Source organism: Mycobacterium sp. BK086 (assembly GCA_004362315.1).
Lineage (GTDB): Bacteria > Actinomycetota > Actinomycetes > Mycobacteriales > Mycobacteriaceae > Mycobacterium.
In genome coordinates this window covers 407793-426372 of the sequence record SNWL01000009.1, presented here as the reverse complement: position 1 = coordinate 426372, position 18580 = coordinate 407793, and the positions used below count along the sequence as shown (strand labels likewise).

Genomic DNA, 18580 nt, shown 5'->3' with positions numbered 1-18580 from the left:
CGTCTAGATCCTCTAGTCCACGGTCCAGGTGTCGCGGCCGCGCAGCAGCGACTGCAGCGCGTGCCGGTCGTGCGGCGTGGCCTCGCGGGCCATCCGGACCTGGTCGCGCGCGGCGTCGTCGTACGTCGGCCGGCTGACCTGGCGGAAGACACCCATCACGGTGTGCTCGAGGTTCTGCTCGCTCAACCGCGAAAGCGCGAAGGCGTAGGCGGAGTCGTCGATCGTGGCGTCGTGCACCACGATGTCGCTGGCCGCGACGTCGGCGGTCTTGGCGACGTCCAGCCCGAAGCCGGTCTTGACGACGCAGTACTCACCGTTGGCGCCGAACGTGACCGGCTCACCCTGGCGGACGTTGATGATCCGCTCCTCGGCGCCTTCCTTGCGCAGCAGGTCGAAGGAGCCGTCGTTGAAGATCGGGCAGTCCTGCATGATCTCGACCAGAGCGGCACCGCGGTGCTCGGCAGCCGCCTTGAGGACCTCGGACAGACCCTTGCGGTCGGAGTCCAGCGCCCGGCCGACGAACGTGGCCTCGGCACCCAGCGCCAGTGACACGGGGTTGAACGGGTAGTCCAGCGAGCCCATCGGGGTCGACTTGGTGACCTTGCCGACCTCGGACGTCGGCGAGTACTGGCCCTTGGTCAGACCGTAGATCCGGTTGTTGAACAGCAGGATCGTGATGTTGACGTTGCGGCGCAGCGCGTGGATCAGGTGGTTGCCACCGATCGACAGGGCGTCGCCGTCGCCGGTGACCACCCAGACCGAGAGGTCCGGGCGAGCCAGTGCCAGGCCGGTGGCGATGGTCGGGGCACGACCGTGGATCGAGTGGAAGCCGTAGGTCTCCAGGTAGTACGGGAAGCGACTGGAGCAGCCGATACCGCTGACGAACGCGATGTTCTCGCGGCGCAGGCCCAGATCCGGCAGGAAGTTGCGGATCGTGTTGAGGATGACGTAGTCACCGCAACCCGGGCACCAGCGCACCTCCTGGTCGCTGGTGAAGTCCTTGGCTTTCTGCGGCTCATCGGTGGTGGGCACCCATGCCGTCTTGGACACACCAGGTGCCAGCAGATCCGAGCCGATCAGGTCAGTCATCCGTTCACTCCTGCGCCAACTGTGCCGGTACTCACGGTAGCTGCCGCGAGCCGGGCGAATTTCGCTTTGTCGCTTTCCTTTTCAGCCAGCGTCCCGTCGAGGGCGGCATCGATGATGCCTTCGAGCTCGTCGGCCAGGAACGCCATGCCTTCCACCTTGGTCACCGAATGGACGTCAGCCAGGTACCTTCCGCGCAGCAGCAGCGCCAGCTGACCGAGGTTCATCTCCGGGACCACCACGTTCGGGTACTTGGCCAGCACCTCGCCGAGGTTGGCCGGCATCGGGTTGAGGTGGCGCAGGTGAGCCCGCGCCACCTTGATGCCGCGGCGGCGTGCGCGCCGGCAAGCCTCGCCGATCGGCCCGAAGGAGCTTCCCCATCCCAGGATCAGCAGCTCGGCATCACCGGTCGGGTCGTCGACCTCGATATCGGGCACCTTGACCCCGGCGATCTTGGCCTGGCGCAACCGGACCATGAGGTCGTGGTTGGCCGGCTCGTAGGAGATGTTGCCCGACCCGTTGGCCGACTCGAGCCCGCCGATGCGGTGTTCCAGACCCGGTGTGCCCGGAATCGCGAACTGGCGGGCCAGCGTCTCGGGGTCACGCGCGTAGGGCTGGAAATCCTCGCCGGCCTTGGCGAAGTTGGGCTCGATCGCCTCGAAGTCGTTGATGTCCGGGATCCGCCACGGCTCCGAGCCGTTGGCGATCGCACCGTCGGACAGCAGGATCACCGGCGTCCGGTAGGTCAGTGCGATCCGCGCGGCCTCGATGGCCACCTCGAAGCAGTCCGAGGGAGTGCTGGCAGCCAGCACAACCACCGGCGACTCGCCGTTGCGGCCGAACATCACCTGCAGCAGGTCGGACTGCTCGGTCTTGGTCGGCAGGCCGGTGGACGGGCCACCGCGCTGTACGTCGATCACCAGCAGCGGCAGCTCGGCCATCATGGCCAGGCCGATGGCTTCCGACTTCAGCGAGATACCGGGGCCCGACGTGCTGGTCACGCCGAGGGCGCCACCGTAGGAGGCACCGATCGCGGCGCCGACGCCGGCGATCTCGTCCTCGGCCTGGAAGGTGAGGATGTTGAAGTTCTTGTGCTTGGACAGCTCGTGCAGGATGTCCGACGCGGGCGTGATCGGGTAGGTGCCGAGCACCACCTGGATGTCCGCGAGCTGACCGGCGGCGATCACGCCGTAGGCCAGGGCGGTGTTGCCCGAGATCTGCCGGTACTCACCGGGAGCCAGCTTGGCCGGGGAGATCTCGAAGGTGGTGCCGAAGGCCTCGGTGGTCTCGCCGTAGTTCCAGCCGGCCTTGAGCGCCAGCACGTTCGCCTCGGCGACATCGGGCTTGCGGGCGAACTTCTCCCGGATGAAGGTCTCGCTGGTCTCGATCGGCCGGCCGTACATCCACGACAGCAGTCCGAGCGCGAACATGTTCTTGGCGCGCTGGCCGTCCTTCTTGGTCGCGCCGATCTCCTCGACGGCGCCGAGGGTCAGCGTGGTCATCGCGACGGCCTGCACGACGTAGTCGGACAGCTCGCCGCTGTCGAGCGGGTTGTTCTCGTAGCCAACCTTCGCGAGGTTGCGCTTGGTGAATTCGTCGGAGTTGGCGATCACCAGACCGCCGCGCGGCAGGTCGCGGATGTTGGCCTTGAGCGCCGCGGGGTTCATGGCGACCAGCACGTCGGGACGGTCACCCGCGGTCAGGATGTCGTAGTCGGCGATCTGGATCTGGAACGACGAGACACCGGGCAGCGTGCCCTGTGGTGCGCGGATCTCCGCGGGGTAATTCGGTTGAGTCGCAAGGTCATTGCCGAAGAGCGCGGCCTCTGAGGTGAACCGGTCGCCGGTCAGCTGCATACCATCGCCGGAGTCACCCGCGAACCGGATGACGACCTTTTCCAGCTTCTGCCGGTTGCCCGAAGCACCGTTGCCGTTGGGACCCACGTCCCCGCCTTTCGTCCTGTCCCGCCGGGTGTGGATACCGCGTCGCTGTCAGGGTGGACGCGCCGACGGAATCGACAGCCCAGGAGTTGCTGTCACTCGCAGTACCGATTATTGCACTTTCTTAGGCAAGCCAGACCACGGCACGACGTTGACACGCCGCCAGGCCTGCGCCGAAGACACAGCTCACGGACATCCGCGACAGCCAGATGAGACAAAAGTGTGTCGTTCGTCACCTTCCGAGAATGGCATTCTCTAAGAGAAAAGCTACTCGCCGGTAGCTCTCAGTTACCGGCGTGCCTGCAGGCGTTTCTCCAGTTCACCGGCAACGAGTTCACTGGCCTCTTTGGCTGCGGCGCGCGGATCGGCGCCTGCCGCGCGATTTGCCACATAACAGGTGGTGAACATGTCGCCGGCTCCGGTGGCCTGCACACCCTCCACCCGCCATGCGGCCGGCACCCGCACGCAGCTGTCCCCCGTATAGATGTCACAGCCTTCGGATCCGTAGGTCACCAGGATCTCGGGCACTCCGAGGCGGGCCGCGGTGGCTTGGTCGAAGGGCCCGTCGGCGACGATGACAGCCTCGTCCTCGGCCAGCTTCAAGATGGACAGGTGCGCCAGCAGTTCGGTGGGGTAATGCCGATCCTCGACCAGCGGTCCCAGCTGGTCGGCGCGCACCAGGCCCTGGCCGTCGTACGCGATGCGGTGACCGCGTTGCGCCAGCAGCGCCAGCGTCTGGGCGGGAAAGTCGGTACGCAGCAGCGGCGCGAGGTGGACCCAGGTGGTGTCGGGCGCGGCGGCCTCGACCTCTGCGGCACCCCACACCGGGCCGATGGCTTCCACCGACATCCGGCGATGATCGACGTCCTCATAGTCCAACCGGAACGCGCTGGTGCGGTCTGCCGCGAGAATCCGGATCATCGAACCGAACCGGTCCAGCAGCGGGTCGAACAGGGAGTGGTCTTCGTCGGCTGCCAGCGCGACGATGCCGCCCGGGACGCCGGTGGCTTCCATGGCCACACCGGAGAACGACGCGCACCCGCCGGGGGTCTTCGGGCCCCCGTTGATCACGTCGATGGCCAGATTGCCCAGCACGGTCACGCCGTCCACCAGCTCGGCGCGCTGTTCTGGCACGGATTGTCTCCTCAATAGATTGGCGCATTCATCGTCGCCGTCGGCGCGAGATGCTAGTCGGGAATTCGGCGAATCACTGATTCGCGCGGTCAGGCGGGCAGGTTGTAGGGGGTGATCACCTGGATCGGGACGGGTCGCGCGGGCTCGCTGGGCAGCGCCCCGTGCTGCTGCAGGAGCAGCCGCATCGCGAACCGGGCATCGGCGCGCAGATCGTTGTGCAACACCGCCGAGATCCGGCCCTCCCGCAGCAGGCGGCGGTTGTCGGCGTCTAGATCGTGGGCGACAAACACCCGGCACCGCCGTCCGATCCGGTCGAAGGCCGCCACCGTCGCCGTGTTGCCGCCACCGACGGAGTAGACGGCCTCCACCTCGGGGTGCCGTTCGAGTGCGTCGAGCACCAGGCGCTGGTTGGTGGCGTCGATGCCGTCGCTGTCGCTGACCTCGACGATGCCGCGCCCGGATCTGCGCAGTCCGCTGCGGAAGCCGACCTCCCGTTCCGCCTCACCACGAAACACCGTGCGGCTCAACGTGATCAGCACGTCGGCGGGGGCTTCACCCAGCCACTGGTCCATCAGGTAGGCCGCCGTGACGCCGGCGCCGTGGTTGTCGATGCCGACGTAACCGCAGCGCGAGCTGGCCGGGATGTCGGTCGTGTAGGTCACCACCGGAACGCCGCCGGCCACCAGCCGGTCGACGGCCTCGGCCACCTCGGGCTCGTCCTGCGCTTTGAGCACCACGCCGTGGCTGCCCTTGATCCGGGCGAGCGTTTCCACCATCTGCTCGGTCGACCCTGACTCCCACAGGTGAAAGCGCGCCCGCAGCATGGCCGGGGCGAACGTCGGCAGCTCGGCTTCGACCGCAGCGCGGAAGGCGTCGGAGAACCGCTGCGGTGTCTGCATCACGACGTCGAACAGGTAGCGACGCCCGTTGAGCCGCAACTGGGCTCGCTGCTTCTCCAGATCCTCGATCGCCTGCGTCACCTCGGCCCGGGTGGCTTCCCGCACGCCGGGGCGGTCGTTGAGCACCCGGTCGACGGTGGCCTCGGACAGCCCGGACTGCTGGGCGATCTCGCGGACCTTGAATCGGTGCGCCATGCGAGGCACCCTATCCCCGGTGATGGCTTTTTGATGGTTTTCTGGTGTTGATTGCGGGCTGGATCACAGCAAGACTTTCCGCATGGTCGACGTGAGGGCACGGGTAGAGCCGTGGTTGGGCGAGGCGGTATTCCAGCTCGACGAGCTGCGAACGCTGACCGAGCGGGACACCGATCTCAGTGCGTACCCGCACGCCGCCGACGTCCGCGAGAACGTCCTGGTCTACTCCGCCGCCGAGATGGTCCTGACCGACCGGCGGACGCTGCAGGCCGAGCTGATCTCCGCACTGGCCGACGGTCCCGGCGTCGTGGTGTTCACGGGCGCGTTTCCCGCCGCGGTCGTCGATCCGGCGAGCGCGGCATTCGCTGACCTGATCGCCGCCCAGCGACAGGCCGGCGCGGCGGCGGGCGATCACTTCGGTGCGGCAGGCGCCAACGACCGGGTGTGGAACGCCGCCCAGAAACTCGCCCTGCACTCCCCCGAGGTCTACGCCGACTACTACGCCAACGACCTGCTGGCGTTGGTCTGCCAGGCCTGGCTGGGTCCGCGGTATCAGGTCACCTCTCAGGTCAATGTCGTCAATCCCGGTGGCGCGGCGCAGGTTCCGCACCGTGACTACCACCTCGGCTTCGTCGCACCCGGCCAGCTCACCGACTACCCGGCCCACGTACACCGGTTGTCGCCGACGTTGACCCTGCAGGGCGCCGTCGCGCACACCGACATGCCACTGGCGAGCGGGCCGACGATGCTGCTGCCGTACTCGCAGCTGTTCGAGGGCGGGTACGTGGCATTCAACCGCCCGGAGTTCGTCGACTACTTCGCCACCCACCAAGTACAGATCCCGCTACGTAAGGGCGACGCGGTGTTCTTCAATCCCGCGCTATACCACGGCGCGGGAGCCAATACGTCGGCCGACGTCCGGCGGATGGCGAACCTGCTGCAGATCTCGTCGCCGTTCGGCCGCGCGATGGAGGCCCTCGACCGCACCGCGATGGTGCGGGCGGTATACCCGGCGCTGCGGGCCATGACGGCTGCGGGCCGCCCGGCGGCGGACGTGCTCAACGCGGTGGTGGCCACCGCCGAGGGATATCCCTTCCCCACCAACCTCGACCAAGACCAGCCCATCGGCAGCCTGGCCCCACCCAGCCAGGTCGACGTGGTGCTCGCCGCGCTGGCCGACGATCTGACCCCCGAAGCCCTCGATGTCGCGTTGCGCGACCAGAACGAACGGAGAATCCCATGACCACACTCGGTGTCATCGGCCTCGGCCGCATCGGTGCGTTCCACACCGAAACGCTGAGCAACCTCGACGGCGTCGACGGCCTCGTCGTCACCGACGAACGTCCCGATGTCGTCTCTGCGGTCGCGGCGAAATTCGGTGCCACACCCGTGAGTTCGGTTGAGCAGCTACTGAATTCGGGCGTCGACGGCGTGGTGGTCGCAGCCGCCACCCCGGCGCACGCGGAGCTCACCCTGGCCGCTGTCGCCAAGGGTCTGCCGACGTTCTGTGAGAAGCCCATCGCCGCCACCGCCGCCGAAAGCGCCCGGGTGGCCGAGGCCATCACCCGATCGGTGGTACCGGTGCAGGTGGGTTACCAGCGTCGCTTCGACGCCGCGTTCGCCGCTGCCAAGGCCGCCGTCGACAGCGGCTCGCTCGGTGCGCTGCACACCGTTCGGAGCACCACGATGGATCCCGCTCCCCCGCCGATGGACTACATCGCCGGCTCGGGCGGCATCTTCCGCGACTGCGCCGTCCACGATTTCGACATCGTCCGCTGGATCACCGGGCAGCAGGCCGTCGAGGTCTACGCCACCGGCACCGTGCAGGGCGATCCGTTGTTCACCGAATACGGTGACGTCGACACCGCCGCCGTGGTGGTCCGCTTCGACGGTGGGGCGCTGGCCGTCATCTCCAACGCCCGCTACAACGCCCGCGGCTACGACTGCCGCCTCGAGGTGCACGGCTTCGAGGACTCCGTCGTCGCCGGCTGGGACCAGGGCGCCCCGGTCCGAAACACCGACCCGCGCAACACGTTCCCCGAGGGGCCGGCACACCACTTCTTCATGGACCGGTTCACCGAGGCCTTCCGCACCGAGCTGGCCGCCTTCGTCGAGGTCACCAAGGGCAACGCCATCAAGGGCGCGACGGTTGCCGACGCGGTCGAGGTGGCCTGGATCGCCGAGGCGGCCACCGAGTCCCTGCGCCGCGGCACTCCGGTTCGCATCGAGGAGGCCAAGGCCCGATGAACTCCATTCGTATTGCCGGTGCCCCGATTTCATGGGGCGTGTGCGAGGTGCCGGGGTGGGGCTACCAGCTGGATCCCGAGCGGGTGCTGACCGAGATGGGCAGCGCGGGCTTGACCGCGACCGAACTCGGCCCGGAGGGCTTCCTGCCATCGGATCCGGCCGAGCTGACCGCACTTTTGGGCCGGCACGGCCTGAGCTGTGTCGGCAGCTTCGCGCCGGTGGTCTTGCACGACGCCGGCCACGATCCGGTTCCCGACGTTGCCAGGGTGCTGGAATCCCTTGTGGCTGCTGACGCTTCGATGTTGGTACTGGCCGCGGCCACCGGCACCGACGGATACGACTCCCGACCCGATCTCGACGACGAGCAGTGGTCGACGCTGCTCACCAACCTGGACCGGCTTGCCGCAGCCGCCGCCGAGCGCGGTATCACCGCGGTGCTGCATCCTCATGTGGGCACGATGGTCGAGAAGGGTGACGAGGTGGCCCGGGTGCTGGGCGGGTCGTCGATCTCGCTGTGCCTGGACACCGGACACCTGCTGATCGGCGGCACCGATCCGCTGAAGCTGGCCCGCGCGGTGCCCGGCCGGATCGCGCACGCCCACCTCAAGGACGTCGACGCCGCGTTGGCCGCTCGCGTGCAGTCCGGCGAGCTCAGCTACACCGAGGCAGTGGCCCAGGGTATGTACACCCCGCTGGGCACCGGTGACGTCGATATCGCAGGGATCGTTGCGACGCTGCGGGACAACGGCTTCGACGGCTGGTTCGTCCTCGAACAGGACACCATCCTCGACAGCGCGCCGCAGGGCCAGGGACCGCTGCGTGACGTGTTGGCCAGCGTCGCCTACCTCCAGAGCGTCGCGGGCGGCGTACCGGCATGACGTTGCGGATCGGTGTGCTCGGGGCCTCCCGCATCGCCGACCACGCGATCGTGGGCCCGGCCCGTGAGCTGGGCCATCGGCTGGTCGTGGTGGCGGCTCGGGATCCGCAGCGGGCCAAGCATTTCGCCGATACCTATGGCGTCGAACGGGTCGCCACCAACTACGCCGACGTCATCGATGACGACGAGGTGGACGTCGTCTACAACCCGCTGGCCAATGCCCTGCACGCGCCATGGAATCTCGCGGCGATCACGGCCGGCAAACCGGTGCTGACCGAAAAGCCGTTCGCGCGCAACCACTCCGAGGCGCAGGCGGTTGCCGAGGCTGCCGAGTCAGCCGGGGTGAGCATCCTTGAGGGCTTCCACTACTTGTTCCACCCGGTGACCCGACGGATCTTCGTGTTGGCCGGCAGTGGTGAGCTGGGCGAGATCCGCCATGTCGAGGTGCGGATGGGGATGCCGGCGCCGTCGGCCGACGATCCGCGCTGGTCGCTGGAGATGGCCGGCGGGGCGCTCATGGATCTCGGCTGCTACGGCCTGCACATCATGCGCCAGCTCGGCGCGGGTGGCCTGGGCCGGCCCGAGATCGTCGCCGCCCGCGCCTCACAACGCACCCCGGACATCGACGAGTGGTGCGACGTCGACGTGAGCTTCCCGTCCGGGGCTACCGGACTGTCCGCCAATAGCATGGTCGCAGAAGCGTTCTCGTTCACGATCAGGGTTGTCGGCACCACGGGCGACGCAGTGGTCCACAACTTCATCCAGCCCCACGACGACGACCGAGTCACGATCCGCACGGCGGACGGCACGCGGGTGGAACGCCTGGGCACGCGAGCGTCCTATACCTACCAGCTCGAGGCGTTCGCCGCGCACGTACAGCAGGGCGCACCGCTGCCGATCGGTGTCGACGACGCCGTGCAGAACATGCGGTTCGTGGACGCCGCGTATGTCTCGGCGGGCATGTCGCCGCGCTGAATGGGGTTCTGCAGCGGGCCCTCATCGGGCACGATGACAGACATGCCGCAATCCTTCCCTGACGGCCATTGGGGCAGAGAAGACATCTCGCCCCTGTTCAAGCCGGTCTACGCCTTCGCCTCGACCGCACTCGGTTCCCGCGTCATCAAGGCACTCGTTCCGCTCGATCGCCGGGTGCTGAAGGCGACGAACGGCAAGTACACGCTGTTCGGTCCAACCTCGATGCCCGAGCTCCTGCTCACCACGACGGGCCGTAAGTCCGGCCAGCAGCGGGTGTCCGCACTGAGCTATCTGCGCGACGGCGACCGGCTGCTGATCCTCGGCAGCAACTTCGGCGAGCAGCGGCATCCGGCCTGGAGCATGAACCTGATTGCCGACCCGCAGGCGGTCGTGGCGATCAACGGCATCGACATTCCGGTGACGGCCACGCTGCTGAGCGGGCCGGAGGCCGAAGCGGGACTGCGGCGCTTCCTGGCCTACCCGATGTACCAGTCGTACCGCACGCGGACCGACCGGGAACTGCGGCTGTTCGCGCTGACGGTGCGCTGACTCAGCGCCCGAGCTCGTGCGACAAGGCCTCGAGCTCGTCACCGCCGGCCATCTGCTGGGTCAGGTGCTCCAGGGTGATCTCGTCATAGGTGCAGTCGAGCTTCTGGCGGCCACGGTTGAGCAGTACGAAGTGGTCGCCGACCATGTGGGCGTGGTGCGGGTTGTGCGTGATGAACACGACGCCGAAACCGGCTTCCTTCGCGGCGGTGATGTATTTCAGCACCACGCCGGACTGCTTCACACCCAGGGCGGCGGTCGGCTCGTCGAGGATCAGTACCCGCGCACCGAAGAACACCGCCCGCGCGATCGCTACACACTGGCGCTGACCGCCCGAGAGCGAACCGATCGGCACGTCGACGTCGGGAAGGTCGATTCCCATCTTCGACAGCTCGGTCAGAGTGGTGGCCCGCATCGCGTTGGCATCCAGCGACCACGGAAAGCTCTTCTTCCGAATCTCCTGGCCCAGGAAGAAGTTTCGCCACACCGGCATCAGCGGCACGACGGCGAGGTTCTGGTACACCGTGGCGATGCCCTTGCCCAGCGCGTCGGCGGGTGAGGTGAACTTCGTGGCCTCGCCGTCGACGAGCAGCTCACCGTCGGTCTGCTGATGCAGCCCGGCGATGATCTTGATCAACGTCGACTTGCCCGCACCGTTGTCACCGAGGATTCCGGTCACCTGGCCAGCGTGCACCCGGAGCGAGATATCTTTGAGCGCAGTGATATTGCCGTAGCTCTTGCCGACGTTCTTCAACTCGACGAGAGGCACGGGGCCGCCGGACGGGGCTTCTTCGGTGGGACGATCCATGGTCGCGGTCACTTCTCTCTCACCTCTTGGCGGCGTAGTTACGGAAGGCGTTGTTGGCGATCACCGCGAACAGCAGCATCGCGCCCAGGAAGAACTTGAACCAGTCCGGGTTCCAGCCCGCATAGACGATGCCCTGGTTGGTCATACCGAAGATGAACGCGCCGATCGCGGCCCCGACTGCGGTGCCGTAGCCACCGGTCAGCAGACAGCCGCCGATCACCGCGGCAATGATGTAGAAGAACTCGTTGCCGATGCCCTGCCCGGACTGAACGGTGTTGAACGCGAACAGCAGATGCATGCCCACGAACCAGGCGCAGAAACCGACGAACATGAACAGGCCGATCTTCACCTTCGTCACCGGCACGCCGACCGCACGGGCGCTCTCCGCGTCACCGCCGACCGCGAAGATCCAGTTGCCGATCTTGGTCTTGAACAGCACCCAGGTGGCCACCGCGGTGAACACCAGCCACCACACGACGGTGATGCGGATGCTCACGCCGAACAGCGTGAACGACGAGGCGAACACCTTCTGGGCCGAGTCCCAGCCCTGCATGTCGCTGACGCTTTGCGTAGCCACTTGGCCGGCAAGGAGTTTGGTCACCGCGAGGTTGATACCGGCCAGCATGAAGAACGTGCTCAGCGTGATCAGGAAGGACGGGATCTTGGTCTTCATGACCAGGAAGCCGTTCAAGAACCCGACGGCCAGCGCCAGGATCAGCGCCAGACCGGCACCGGCCCACAAGTTGAGGTGCAGGTTGTAGGACAGCATCGACGCGGCCAGCGAACTGAATGTCACTGCGACGCCGGTGGACAGGTCGAACTCCCCACCGATCATCAGGACCGCGACACCGCAGGCCATGATCCCGATGGTCGAGCTGGCGTAGAGCACGGTGGCCAGCGACGAGGCCTGACGGAACGGCTCGGCCACGACGAGGAAGAACACGAAGATCCCGATGGCGCCGATACCCGCGCCCATCTCGGGCCGAATCAACAGGCGTTGCAGCCGATTCCGTTCCTTGACACGTTCGTCGCGGACAACCTTGTGGTCGGCGACCTCGAGATCTGCTTGCGTAGTCATGTCTTTCCCCAGGGTCGCTATCGGGTTCCGCCCTTGGCCAATTCGGCCACGGCGTCAACGTTGGACTTGTCGATGAAGGACGGGCCGGTCAGCGTCGGCTGGTTGCCACCGATGACGTTCTTGTTGGATAGGTACAGCCACAGCGAGTCGACGGCCAGGTAGCCCTGCAGGTACGGCTGCTGGTCGACAGCCCACTGCACGTCGCCCTTCTGGATCGCGTCGACGAGCGCGGCGTTGGTGTCGAAGGTGGCCACCTTGGCGTTACTGCCCGCGTTCTTCACCGACTGGACAGCGGTCAGCGCGAACGGCGCACCGAGGGTCAGGACCATGTCGATGGCCGGATCCTGTTGGAGCTTGGCGGTGATCGTGGACTCGACCGATGGCATGTCCTTGCCATTGACGTTGAGGATCTCGGTCGCCGGGAAAGTGTTCTTCACGCCGGCGCACCGCGCTTCGAGGTCGACGTGACCCTGCTCCTGGATCACACACACGACCTTCTTGACGCCGTCGGCCTGCAGGCGCTTGCCCGCTTCCTGACCGGCGATGTACCCGTCCTGGCCGAAGTACTCCTTGACCCCCATCCCCTGCCAGGCATCCAGACCGGCGTTGAAGGCGACGACGGGGATGCCCTTGGACTCGGCGTTCTGCACGGCAGCCTTCATCGCGTCCGGCTTGGCCAGCGTGACGGCGATGCCCTTGACCCCGCTGTCGATCGCGCTCTGCACGAGATTGGCCTGGTTGGGCGCCTCAGGATCGCTCGAGTAGCGAAGCTCGATGTTGTCCTTCTTGGCCGCCGTCTCCGCGCCCTTGCGGACCAGATCCCAGAACGAGTCACCGGGGACCTCATGGGTGATCATGGCGATCGTCATGCGGGGCGTATCGACGGTGCCTCCGCCGGACCCGCTGCCGTTGTCCCGGGGCTTGCCACCGGTGGCCGAACAGGCACCGAGCCCGATGACAAGCACACCTGCGCCTGCCATGGCCGCTAGCCGAGTGAACCTCATGACGACTCCTTGTCCATCGCGCACGACACGCTGATCTCTCGATGTAATACGGCTCACAGCAGAAAGTCAAGACTTTGTTAGGACATTTGGACTGCATGTCAAATGCTAGGGTGCTGCCCATGAGCGACTTCGAGCTGGCGATCTGCGCCGAGATGGTGTTTCGCGACTTGCCGATCCTGGACCGAGTGCGCCGCATCGACGAGCTGGGTTTCGCAGTCGAGATCTGGTCCTGGCACGACAAGGACCTGGCGGCGCTGGCCGCGACCGGGGCGCGCTTCTCGTCGATGACGGGCTACTTGCACGGTGACCTGATCGATCCGGCCAGCGCCGACGAGGTGGTTCGGACTGCCGAGCTGAGCATCAAAGCCGCTGCGACACTTGGTGTTCCGCGACTCAACCTGCACACCGCCGAGCTCGTCGACGGTCATGCGGCCCGGCCGCGTCAGCGGGCCACCGGCCAGATGTGGCTGACGGCCCAGCGCACACTCGAGCGGATCGGGGAATTGGGCGCCGCGGCCGGCGTGATGTTCTGCGTGGAGAACCTCAACACGATCGTCGACCACCCCGGCGTCCCGCTGGCCCGCGCCAAGGACACGCTCGCGCTCATCGAGGGCGTGGGGCATCCGAACGTCAAGATGATGCTCGACCTCTACCACGCCCAGATCGGCGAGGGGAACCTCGTCGAGCTGGTTCGCCGATGCGGTGACGCGATCGGCGAGATCCAGGTAGCCGACGTGCCCGGCCGGTGTGAGCCCGGCACCGGCGAGATCCACTACCCCGCTATCGCGACGGCGTTGCGCGAGATGGGCTATTCCGGACCGATCGGCCTGGAGGCATGGGCTGCCGGCGACAGCGAAGCGGCACTGCACGCGTTCCGGGCGGCGTTTACCTGACCGCGAGCAAGAAAGTCAGTAGCGCGCCCACCGAACGATGACGGTTCCGTCCCCACCGGCCAGAATGCCCCTGCGCTGCATGTTGATCTCCACGTGACCATCGGCCGCGGCGATGCGGCGTGCGGGTCCGGCCACGAGCTTCGGGCTCGTGGTCAGACACAACTCGTCGATCTCGTTGTCCGACACGAATTGCGAGAACAGCGTCGGCCCGCCCTCCACGAGCACCCGGTGCAGACCCAACTCGCCGAGCGTGTTTCGGATTGCCGCGGAACCGATTCGGTCACCGGGAAGCTCGATCACCCGCGCCTCGGATTCGTCGAGCACACGTCGCGCCGCGGCATCGGCGTTCGCCGCGACGAACACCACCGGCGGGACAGTCACATTGCCCAGGACCGCGGGCGGCACCACCCCGCGGCTGGACACCACCGCCACCGGCAGGGTGGCGGCCAGCCCCCTCGACAGCCGCCAGGCCTGTGCCTCCGCGGACATCCGAATATCGGCATATGGCTTGGAGCACGCGGTCGTCGCACCGACGAGAACCACATCGGCGACTTCCCTCAACCGGCCGAACACCCGCCGGTCGGTCGGTGTCCCCAATTTGCGCCCCGACCCCTCCAGCGTCACCGCCCCGTCGATGCTTGCGATGAAGTTGGCCCGAAACAGCGGCGCGGCAAGGTCGGCCGGGTAGGCGAACAGATCGCGCAGCGCGTCGTCGGTGAGGGCCTCGGCGTCGTGCAGTATCGGGGGTGAAGTGCCGGCAAGGGTCGTCATCGGGACACACTCACCTCTCTGCTGGGCCGAACATCTGAAGCGAGGGCCGACGCCGGCGTGCGTTCCCGGCCAACCAGGAACAGGGCGGTGAGGACGCCCATCGCGGCCGCGGTCGCCGGAAGCAACATCGACTGCGACATCGCCTCGGCGAGCCCACTTCTCGGCGGTTCGTCGCCCAGCAGGGCCGCCATCAGCGCCGCGATGCTCGCGCTGGACAGCGCCGCCCCCAGGTGCCGGGCGGTGTTGCACAGTGCCGAACCCGCGCCCGCCAAATCGGCGGGCAGCGCACGCGATGCGATCACCGCGAGCGGCTCCCAGGTGAACGCCCCCGCAGCGCCCACCAAAGCCAGCGGTAACACCAACCGCCACAACGCCGTTACCGCCGACATGTCCATCGCGAGCCAGAACAGCGCGCTCGCGAGCAACACGAAACCGAATATGACGATCGGACGGGGGTGGACTCGGTCGACGATCCGCCCCACCACCGGCGCCAGCACAACGGTTGCGACGGCCATCGGCGCGGTGAGCAAGGCGGCATCCAGCGGCGAGAGCCCCCGCACCTCTTCGAGATAGATCATCAGCGGGATGACGAAGGCGACGAAGGTGAAACTGGCCAGAGCGATTCCGGCATTGGAGAGAACGAAGTTCCGATGCGCGACCAGCGGAAGCGGGATCAGCGGCTCATGCGGATGAATGGCCTGCCAGCCGAAAAACGCGGTGATCAGTGCTAGTCCACACATGATCGTCACCCAGATCCATGCGGACCAATCGGCGTTCTCACCCTCTTGCAGCCCATAGACGATCAAGCAGATCCCTGTGCCGGACAACCCCACGCCGAGGAGGTCGAAATGCAGGTGCCTGCCGGGTAGTGCGGGAATCAGCCATACCCCCAGGGCGAGCCCCACCGCGCCGATCGGGGCGTTGATGAAGAAGATCCACTGCCAGCCCAGCTCGTCCAGCAGCACACCGCCCAGGATCGGACCCGCGAACAGACCCACGCCTGTGGTGGCGCCCCAGACGGCCATCGCCATACCGCGCCGGTCGGACGGAAAGATACGGGTGATCGTGGCGAAGATCTGCGGCGCCAATAGCGCGGCGCCCACGCCTTGGACGACCCGCGCGACGGTCAGCATCGGCAGCGACGTCGTCAGCCCGCACCACACCGACGACGCGCTGAAGATGGCCAGCCCGAGCAGATAGACGGGTTTGGTCCCGAATCGATCTCCGAGCCGTCCGCCGACCAACAGAAGCGCGGCGAATGCCAGCAGGTACCCACTTGTCGCCCACAGGGCGGAGTCGTAGTCGACCCCGAACTCGTTTTTGAGCACCGGATTGGCCACCGCGACAATGGTCGAATCGACCACGATGAGAAACAGGCCGATCATCATGACCCACAGCGCGCGGAACGGATGGCTTTCGGTCACTGTCCCCCCGCCGTCATCGACGCAGCCGGAAAGTGAAATTGTCACATGCGTCGGGAGAGTTAGCCGATCAAATCAAATTTTCGAATCCCCAAGGCAGTAGGCGTAATTCACGCTCTGATCTTGATTTCATTTGCCACTACCGCGGCCTGGTTGCATTTCTGCACGATCTGTCGGCCATCGGCGCGTGGAGGAAGGTTCGCCGAAGTTGCACGTTCCGGTCATATTGCCACCGGCGCGGCCTGACCCTCGGCGTCGGCCTGGAACCGCTCTTCGAGCTCTTCGAGGGTGGTTCCCTTCGTCTCCGGCACGTAAGCCCGAACGAACAGCCATGAGCCGACATTGATCACGACGAACAGAAGGAACGTTCCGGTCGAACCGAGCGCGGAGTTCAGCAACGGGAACAAGAAGGAAATGATCGCGTTGGTGCACCACAGCACGAACACCGCGATACCCATCGCGAAGCCGCGGATGCTCAGCGGGAAGATCTCGGAGAGCAGCAGCCACACGCAAGTGCCGATGAACATCTGAACGAATGCCACGAAAAGCACCATGCACGCGAGGATCACGTAGCTGCGCGTGGTCGACGCGGGCAGTAGGAAGGTCAGCGACAGCGCCACCTGTGACAGCGCGACACCGGCGAAGCCGATGAGCAGCATCGTGCGCCGGCCGACGTAGCCCAGCAGGATGATGCCGATGATGGTGGTGACCACCGAGGTGACTCCGACGGCGATCGTGGCCACCAGTGCCGCGCTGACGCCGAGGCCGCTCTGTTCGAGGATGGTCGGCGCGTAGTAGTTCACCGTGTTGATACCGGTGGCCTGCTGGACGATCGCCAGCCCGCAACCGATGAGCACCACACGCCGGATCCACGGCACATCGCGAATCAGGCTGAAGGGGGCGCTCTTCGTCTTCAGCATGTGCGCGGTGTGTTCGACGATCAACGCGTACTCGGCGTCCGCCTCCCCCGGTGTGCGGCTGAGCCCGAGGACGTTTCGTGCCTCGGCCATGCGCCCCTTCAGCCCGTACCACCGCGGGGAATCGGGCAGCGCGAGCATGCCGAGCAGCAGCGCGACCGCGGGCACGATCGCCACGGCCAGCATGACCCGCCACACGTGCGGATCGTGAATGACGTGATCCAGCAAGGCATTCGTGGCGAAGGCCAGCATCTGTCCGGTGACGATCATCAGCTCGTTGATCGTGACCATCCGGCCCCGCCGATCAGCCGGCGCCATCTCGGCCAGGTACAGCGGGCAGGTCACCGCCGCGGCCCCGACGCCGAGTCCCAGGATGATCCGCGCGGCCACCATGATCTGAACCGTCGGCGCCAAGGCACACCCCAGTGCGCCGATCAGGAACAGTCCCGCGCACACCAGCAGGCTGCGCTTGCGGCCGATCCGGTCGGCCACGCGGCCGCCGAACAGCGCCCCGAAGGCCGCCCCCGGGAACAGCAGCGAGCTGACCACCGTCGCCTCGCCGAACGAGCTGAGGTGCAGATCGTCCTTCATGTACAGAAGCGCGCCGGAGATCACCCCGGTGTCATAGCCGAACAACAGGCCGCCCAGGGTCGCGATCACGGTGAGCCTGGTGAGGAATCGACCTGAGGATGTGCCGGGGTGTGTGGTGGTCATGGCCGGGTCTTTCTGATCAGAGGCATTGGGGCGTAAGCGAGCTGGCGTCACGCAGCGTGTTGGCGGCTACCTGCAGCCCTTCGAGCTGGTCGAGCTCGGTGTCCTCGTGCTCGATGTTGACGGCCATATCGGGATCGACGCGGTACAGCGCGGCGATGAACCGCGACCAGAACTCGACGTCGTGTCCGCGTCCGACGGCGACGAAGTCCCAGCTGGAGTTCACCGGCCACTGGTTGACGACGTGGCGGCCGCCGAGTCCGGTCTGTTTGTGCCCCTTCGGAACTCGGGTGAACCGATCGTCGAGCACGCCGGCGACCGAGCATGCCGGGTTGATCCGGGTGTCCTTGGCGGCAGCGTGGTACACCAGGTCGCCGAGGTAGTCGATGGCATCGATCGGGTCGATGCCCTGCCAAAACAGGTGGCTGGGATCCATCTCGGCGCCGACGTGGGTGGCGTCGATCTTTTCCACGAGCCGGCGCATGGTCGGCGGGTTGAAGACGAGGTTCTGCGGGTGCATCTCGATGCAAACCTTGACGTCGTGGTCGCGGGCCAGCGCGTCGATCTCGCGCCAGAACGGAACCGCCACCGAATCCCACTGATAGTCAAGCGAATCCAGGTACCCGCTGTCCCATGGGTTGACGTGCCAGGCCGGCCACCGGCCACCCGGGTGGGCGGCGGGCAATCCCGACATGGTCACCACTCGACGGACGCCGAGGAGGGCGGCGGTACGAATCGCGCGGCGCAGGTCGTCGGCGTCTTCTGGCCCGACCTCAGGATCGGCGTGCAGCGGGTTGCCGTTGACATTCAAGCCGGTCAGCTCGATCCCCGCGGCATCGAAGATGCCGAGGTACTCGGCCGGCGCGATGGTCCCGGCCAGCAGCTCGTCGATCGGTAGGTGCGGCGTCGGCAGGAATCCACCGGCGTTGATCTCGGCACCGTCGAGCCCGAGAGACCGGATGGTCGCGAGCGCGGTCCGCAGCGGCTGGTCGTGAAGTACCGCGGTGTAAACGCCGAATTTCATGGCCGGAAATCCTCTCGACTAAAGCGCGTTAGTAACGCGCGTTAGACGTACTAT

At 66.6% G+C, this 18580-nt stretch carries 17 protein-coding genes; 6 read left to right on the top strand and 11 right to left on the bottom strand.

Annotated features, from left to right (window positions below):
- Positions 1-12: 12 nt before the first annotated feature.
- The 4 genes from EV580_RS31270 to EV580_RS31255 form a co-directional block, all read right to left on the bottom strand.
- Positions 13-1089 (bottom strand): 2-oxoacid:ferredoxin oxidoreductase subunit beta, encoded by a 1077-nt coding sequence (locus EV580_RS31270; RefSeq protein ID WP_133696612.1) that lies wholly within the window; start codon positions 1087-1089, stop codon positions 13-15.
- Positions 1086-3029 (bottom strand): 2-oxoacid:acceptor oxidoreductase subunit alpha, encoded by a 1944-nt coding sequence (locus EV580_RS31265; RefSeq protein WP_133696610.1) that lies wholly within the window; start codon positions 3027-3029, stop codon positions 1086-1088. The genes EV580_RS31270 and EV580_RS31265 overlap by 4 nt, the downstream gene beginning before the upstream one ends.
- A 285-nt stretch (positions 3030-3314) precedes the next feature.
- Positions 3315-4127: a PfkB family carbohydrate kinase gene (locus EV580_RS31260; RefSeq protein WP_133696859.1), complete on the bottom strand. Its 813-nt coding sequence runs from the start codon at positions 4125-4127 to the stop codon at positions 3315-3317.
- A gap of 122 nt (positions 4128-4249) precedes the next feature.
- Positions 4250-5254: a LacI family DNA-binding transcriptional regulator gene (locus EV580_RS31255; RefSeq protein WP_133696609.1), complete on the bottom strand. Its 1005-nt coding sequence runs from the start codon at positions 5252-5254 to the stop codon at positions 4250-4252.
- An 82-nt stretch (positions 5255-5336) separates the two neighbouring features.
- Between EV580_RS31255 and EV580_RS31250 the strand changes: the two genes are divergently transcribed.
- From EV580_RS31250 to EV580_RS31230, 5 genes are read left to right on the top strand one after another with little or no spacing between them, the layout of a single operon-like run.
- Positions 5337-6497, top strand: a complete 1161-nt coding sequence (locus tag EV580_RS31250) for a phytanoyl-CoA dioxygenase family protein (RefSeq protein ID WP_133696607.1) — start codon at positions 5337-5339, stop codon at positions 6495-6497.
- Complete coding sequence (locus EV580_RS31245) at positions 6494-7501, top strand: Gfo/Idh/MocA family protein (protein WP_133696605.1); 1008 nt, start codon at positions 6494-6496, stop codon at positions 7499-7501. Before EV580_RS31250 ends, EV580_RS31245 begins: the two co-directional genes overlap by 4 nt.
- A complete protein-coding gene (locus EV580_RS31240) occupies positions 7498-8379 on the top strand; it encodes a sugar phosphate isomerase/epimerase family protein (protein WP_133696604.1) in 882 nt (293 codons plus the stop codon). The genes EV580_RS31245 and EV580_RS31240 overlap by 4 nt, the downstream gene beginning before the upstream one ends.
- Positions 8376-9353, top strand: coding sequence for a Gfo/Idh/MocA family protein (locus EV580_RS31235; protein ID WP_133696602.1), 978 nt, complete (start codon positions 8376-8378; stop codon positions 9351-9353). The genes EV580_RS31240 and EV580_RS31235 overlap by 4 nt, the downstream gene beginning before the upstream one ends.
- Before the next feature lie 42 nt (positions 9354-9395).
- On the top strand, positions 9396-9902 hold the full coding sequence (locus tag EV580_RS31230; protein WP_133696601.1) for a nitroreductase family deazaflavin-dependent oxidoreductase: 507 nt from the start codon (positions 9396-9398) through the stop codon (positions 9900-9902).
- 1 nt (position 9903) lies between these two features.
- On the opposite strand, the gene EV580_RS31225 is transcribed toward EV580_RS31230, so the two are convergent.
- The 3 genes from EV580_RS31225 to EV580_RS31215 are packed head-to-tail and all read right to left on the bottom strand — an operon-like array spanning position 9904 to position 12789.
- Entirely contained in the window at positions 9904-10707 is an 804-nt protein-coding gene (locus EV580_RS31225; RefSeq protein ID WP_221218277.1) for an ATP-binding cassette domain-containing protein, read from the bottom strand.
- Positions 10708-10726: 19 nt separating this feature from the next.
- The gene (locus EV580_RS31220; protein WP_133696597.1) at positions 10727-11785 is read right to left on the bottom strand and encodes an ABC transporter permease; all 1059 of its coding nucleotides are present in this window, start codon (positions 11783-11785) and stop codon (positions 10727-10729) included.
- Between the two features lie 17 nt (positions 11786-11802).
- The gene (locus tag EV580_RS31215; protein WP_133696596.1) at positions 11803-12789 is read right to left on the bottom strand and encodes a substrate-binding domain-containing protein; all 987 of its coding nucleotides are present in this window, start codon (positions 12787-12789) and stop codon (positions 11803-11805) included.
- Positions 12790-12908: 119 nt separating this feature from the next.
- Between EV580_RS31215 and EV580_RS31210 the strand changes: the two genes are divergently transcribed.
- On the top strand, positions 12909-13682 hold the full coding sequence (locus tag EV580_RS31210; RefSeq protein ID WP_133696594.1) for a TIM barrel protein: 774 nt from the start codon (positions 12909-12911) through the stop codon (positions 13680-13682).
- Positions 13683-13697: 15 nt separating this feature from the next.
- Here the strand turns inward: EV580_RS31210 and EV580_RS31205 are convergent, their stop codons facing one another.
- The 4 genes from EV580_RS31205 to EV580_RS31190 form a co-directional block, all read right to left on the bottom strand.
- A complete protein-coding gene (locus EV580_RS31205; RefSeq protein ID WP_133696592.1) occupies positions 13698-14453 on the bottom strand; it encodes a dihydrofolate reductase family protein in 756 nt (251 codons plus the stop codon).
- A complete protein-coding gene (locus EV580_RS31200; RefSeq protein ID WP_286171941.1) occupies positions 14450-15877 on the bottom strand; it encodes a DHA2 family efflux MFS transporter permease subunit in 1428 nt (475 codons plus the stop codon). The genes EV580_RS31205 and EV580_RS31200 overlap by 4 nt, the downstream gene beginning before the upstream one ends.
- Before the next feature lie 218 nt (positions 15878-16095).
- The gene (locus EV580_RS31195; RefSeq protein WP_286171940.1) at positions 16096-17556 is read right to left on the bottom strand and encodes a sugar porter family MFS transporter; all 1461 of its coding nucleotides are present in this window, start codon (positions 17554-17556) and stop codon (positions 16096-16098) included.
- Positions 17522-18526: a sugar phosphate isomerase/epimerase family protein gene (locus EV580_RS31190; protein ID WP_133696589.1), complete on the bottom strand. Its 1005-nt coding sequence runs from the start codon at positions 18524-18526 to the stop codon at positions 17522-17524. Before EV580_RS31190 ends, EV580_RS31195 begins: the two co-directional genes overlap by 35 nt.
- Between the last annotated feature and the right edge of the window lie 54 nt (positions 18527-18580).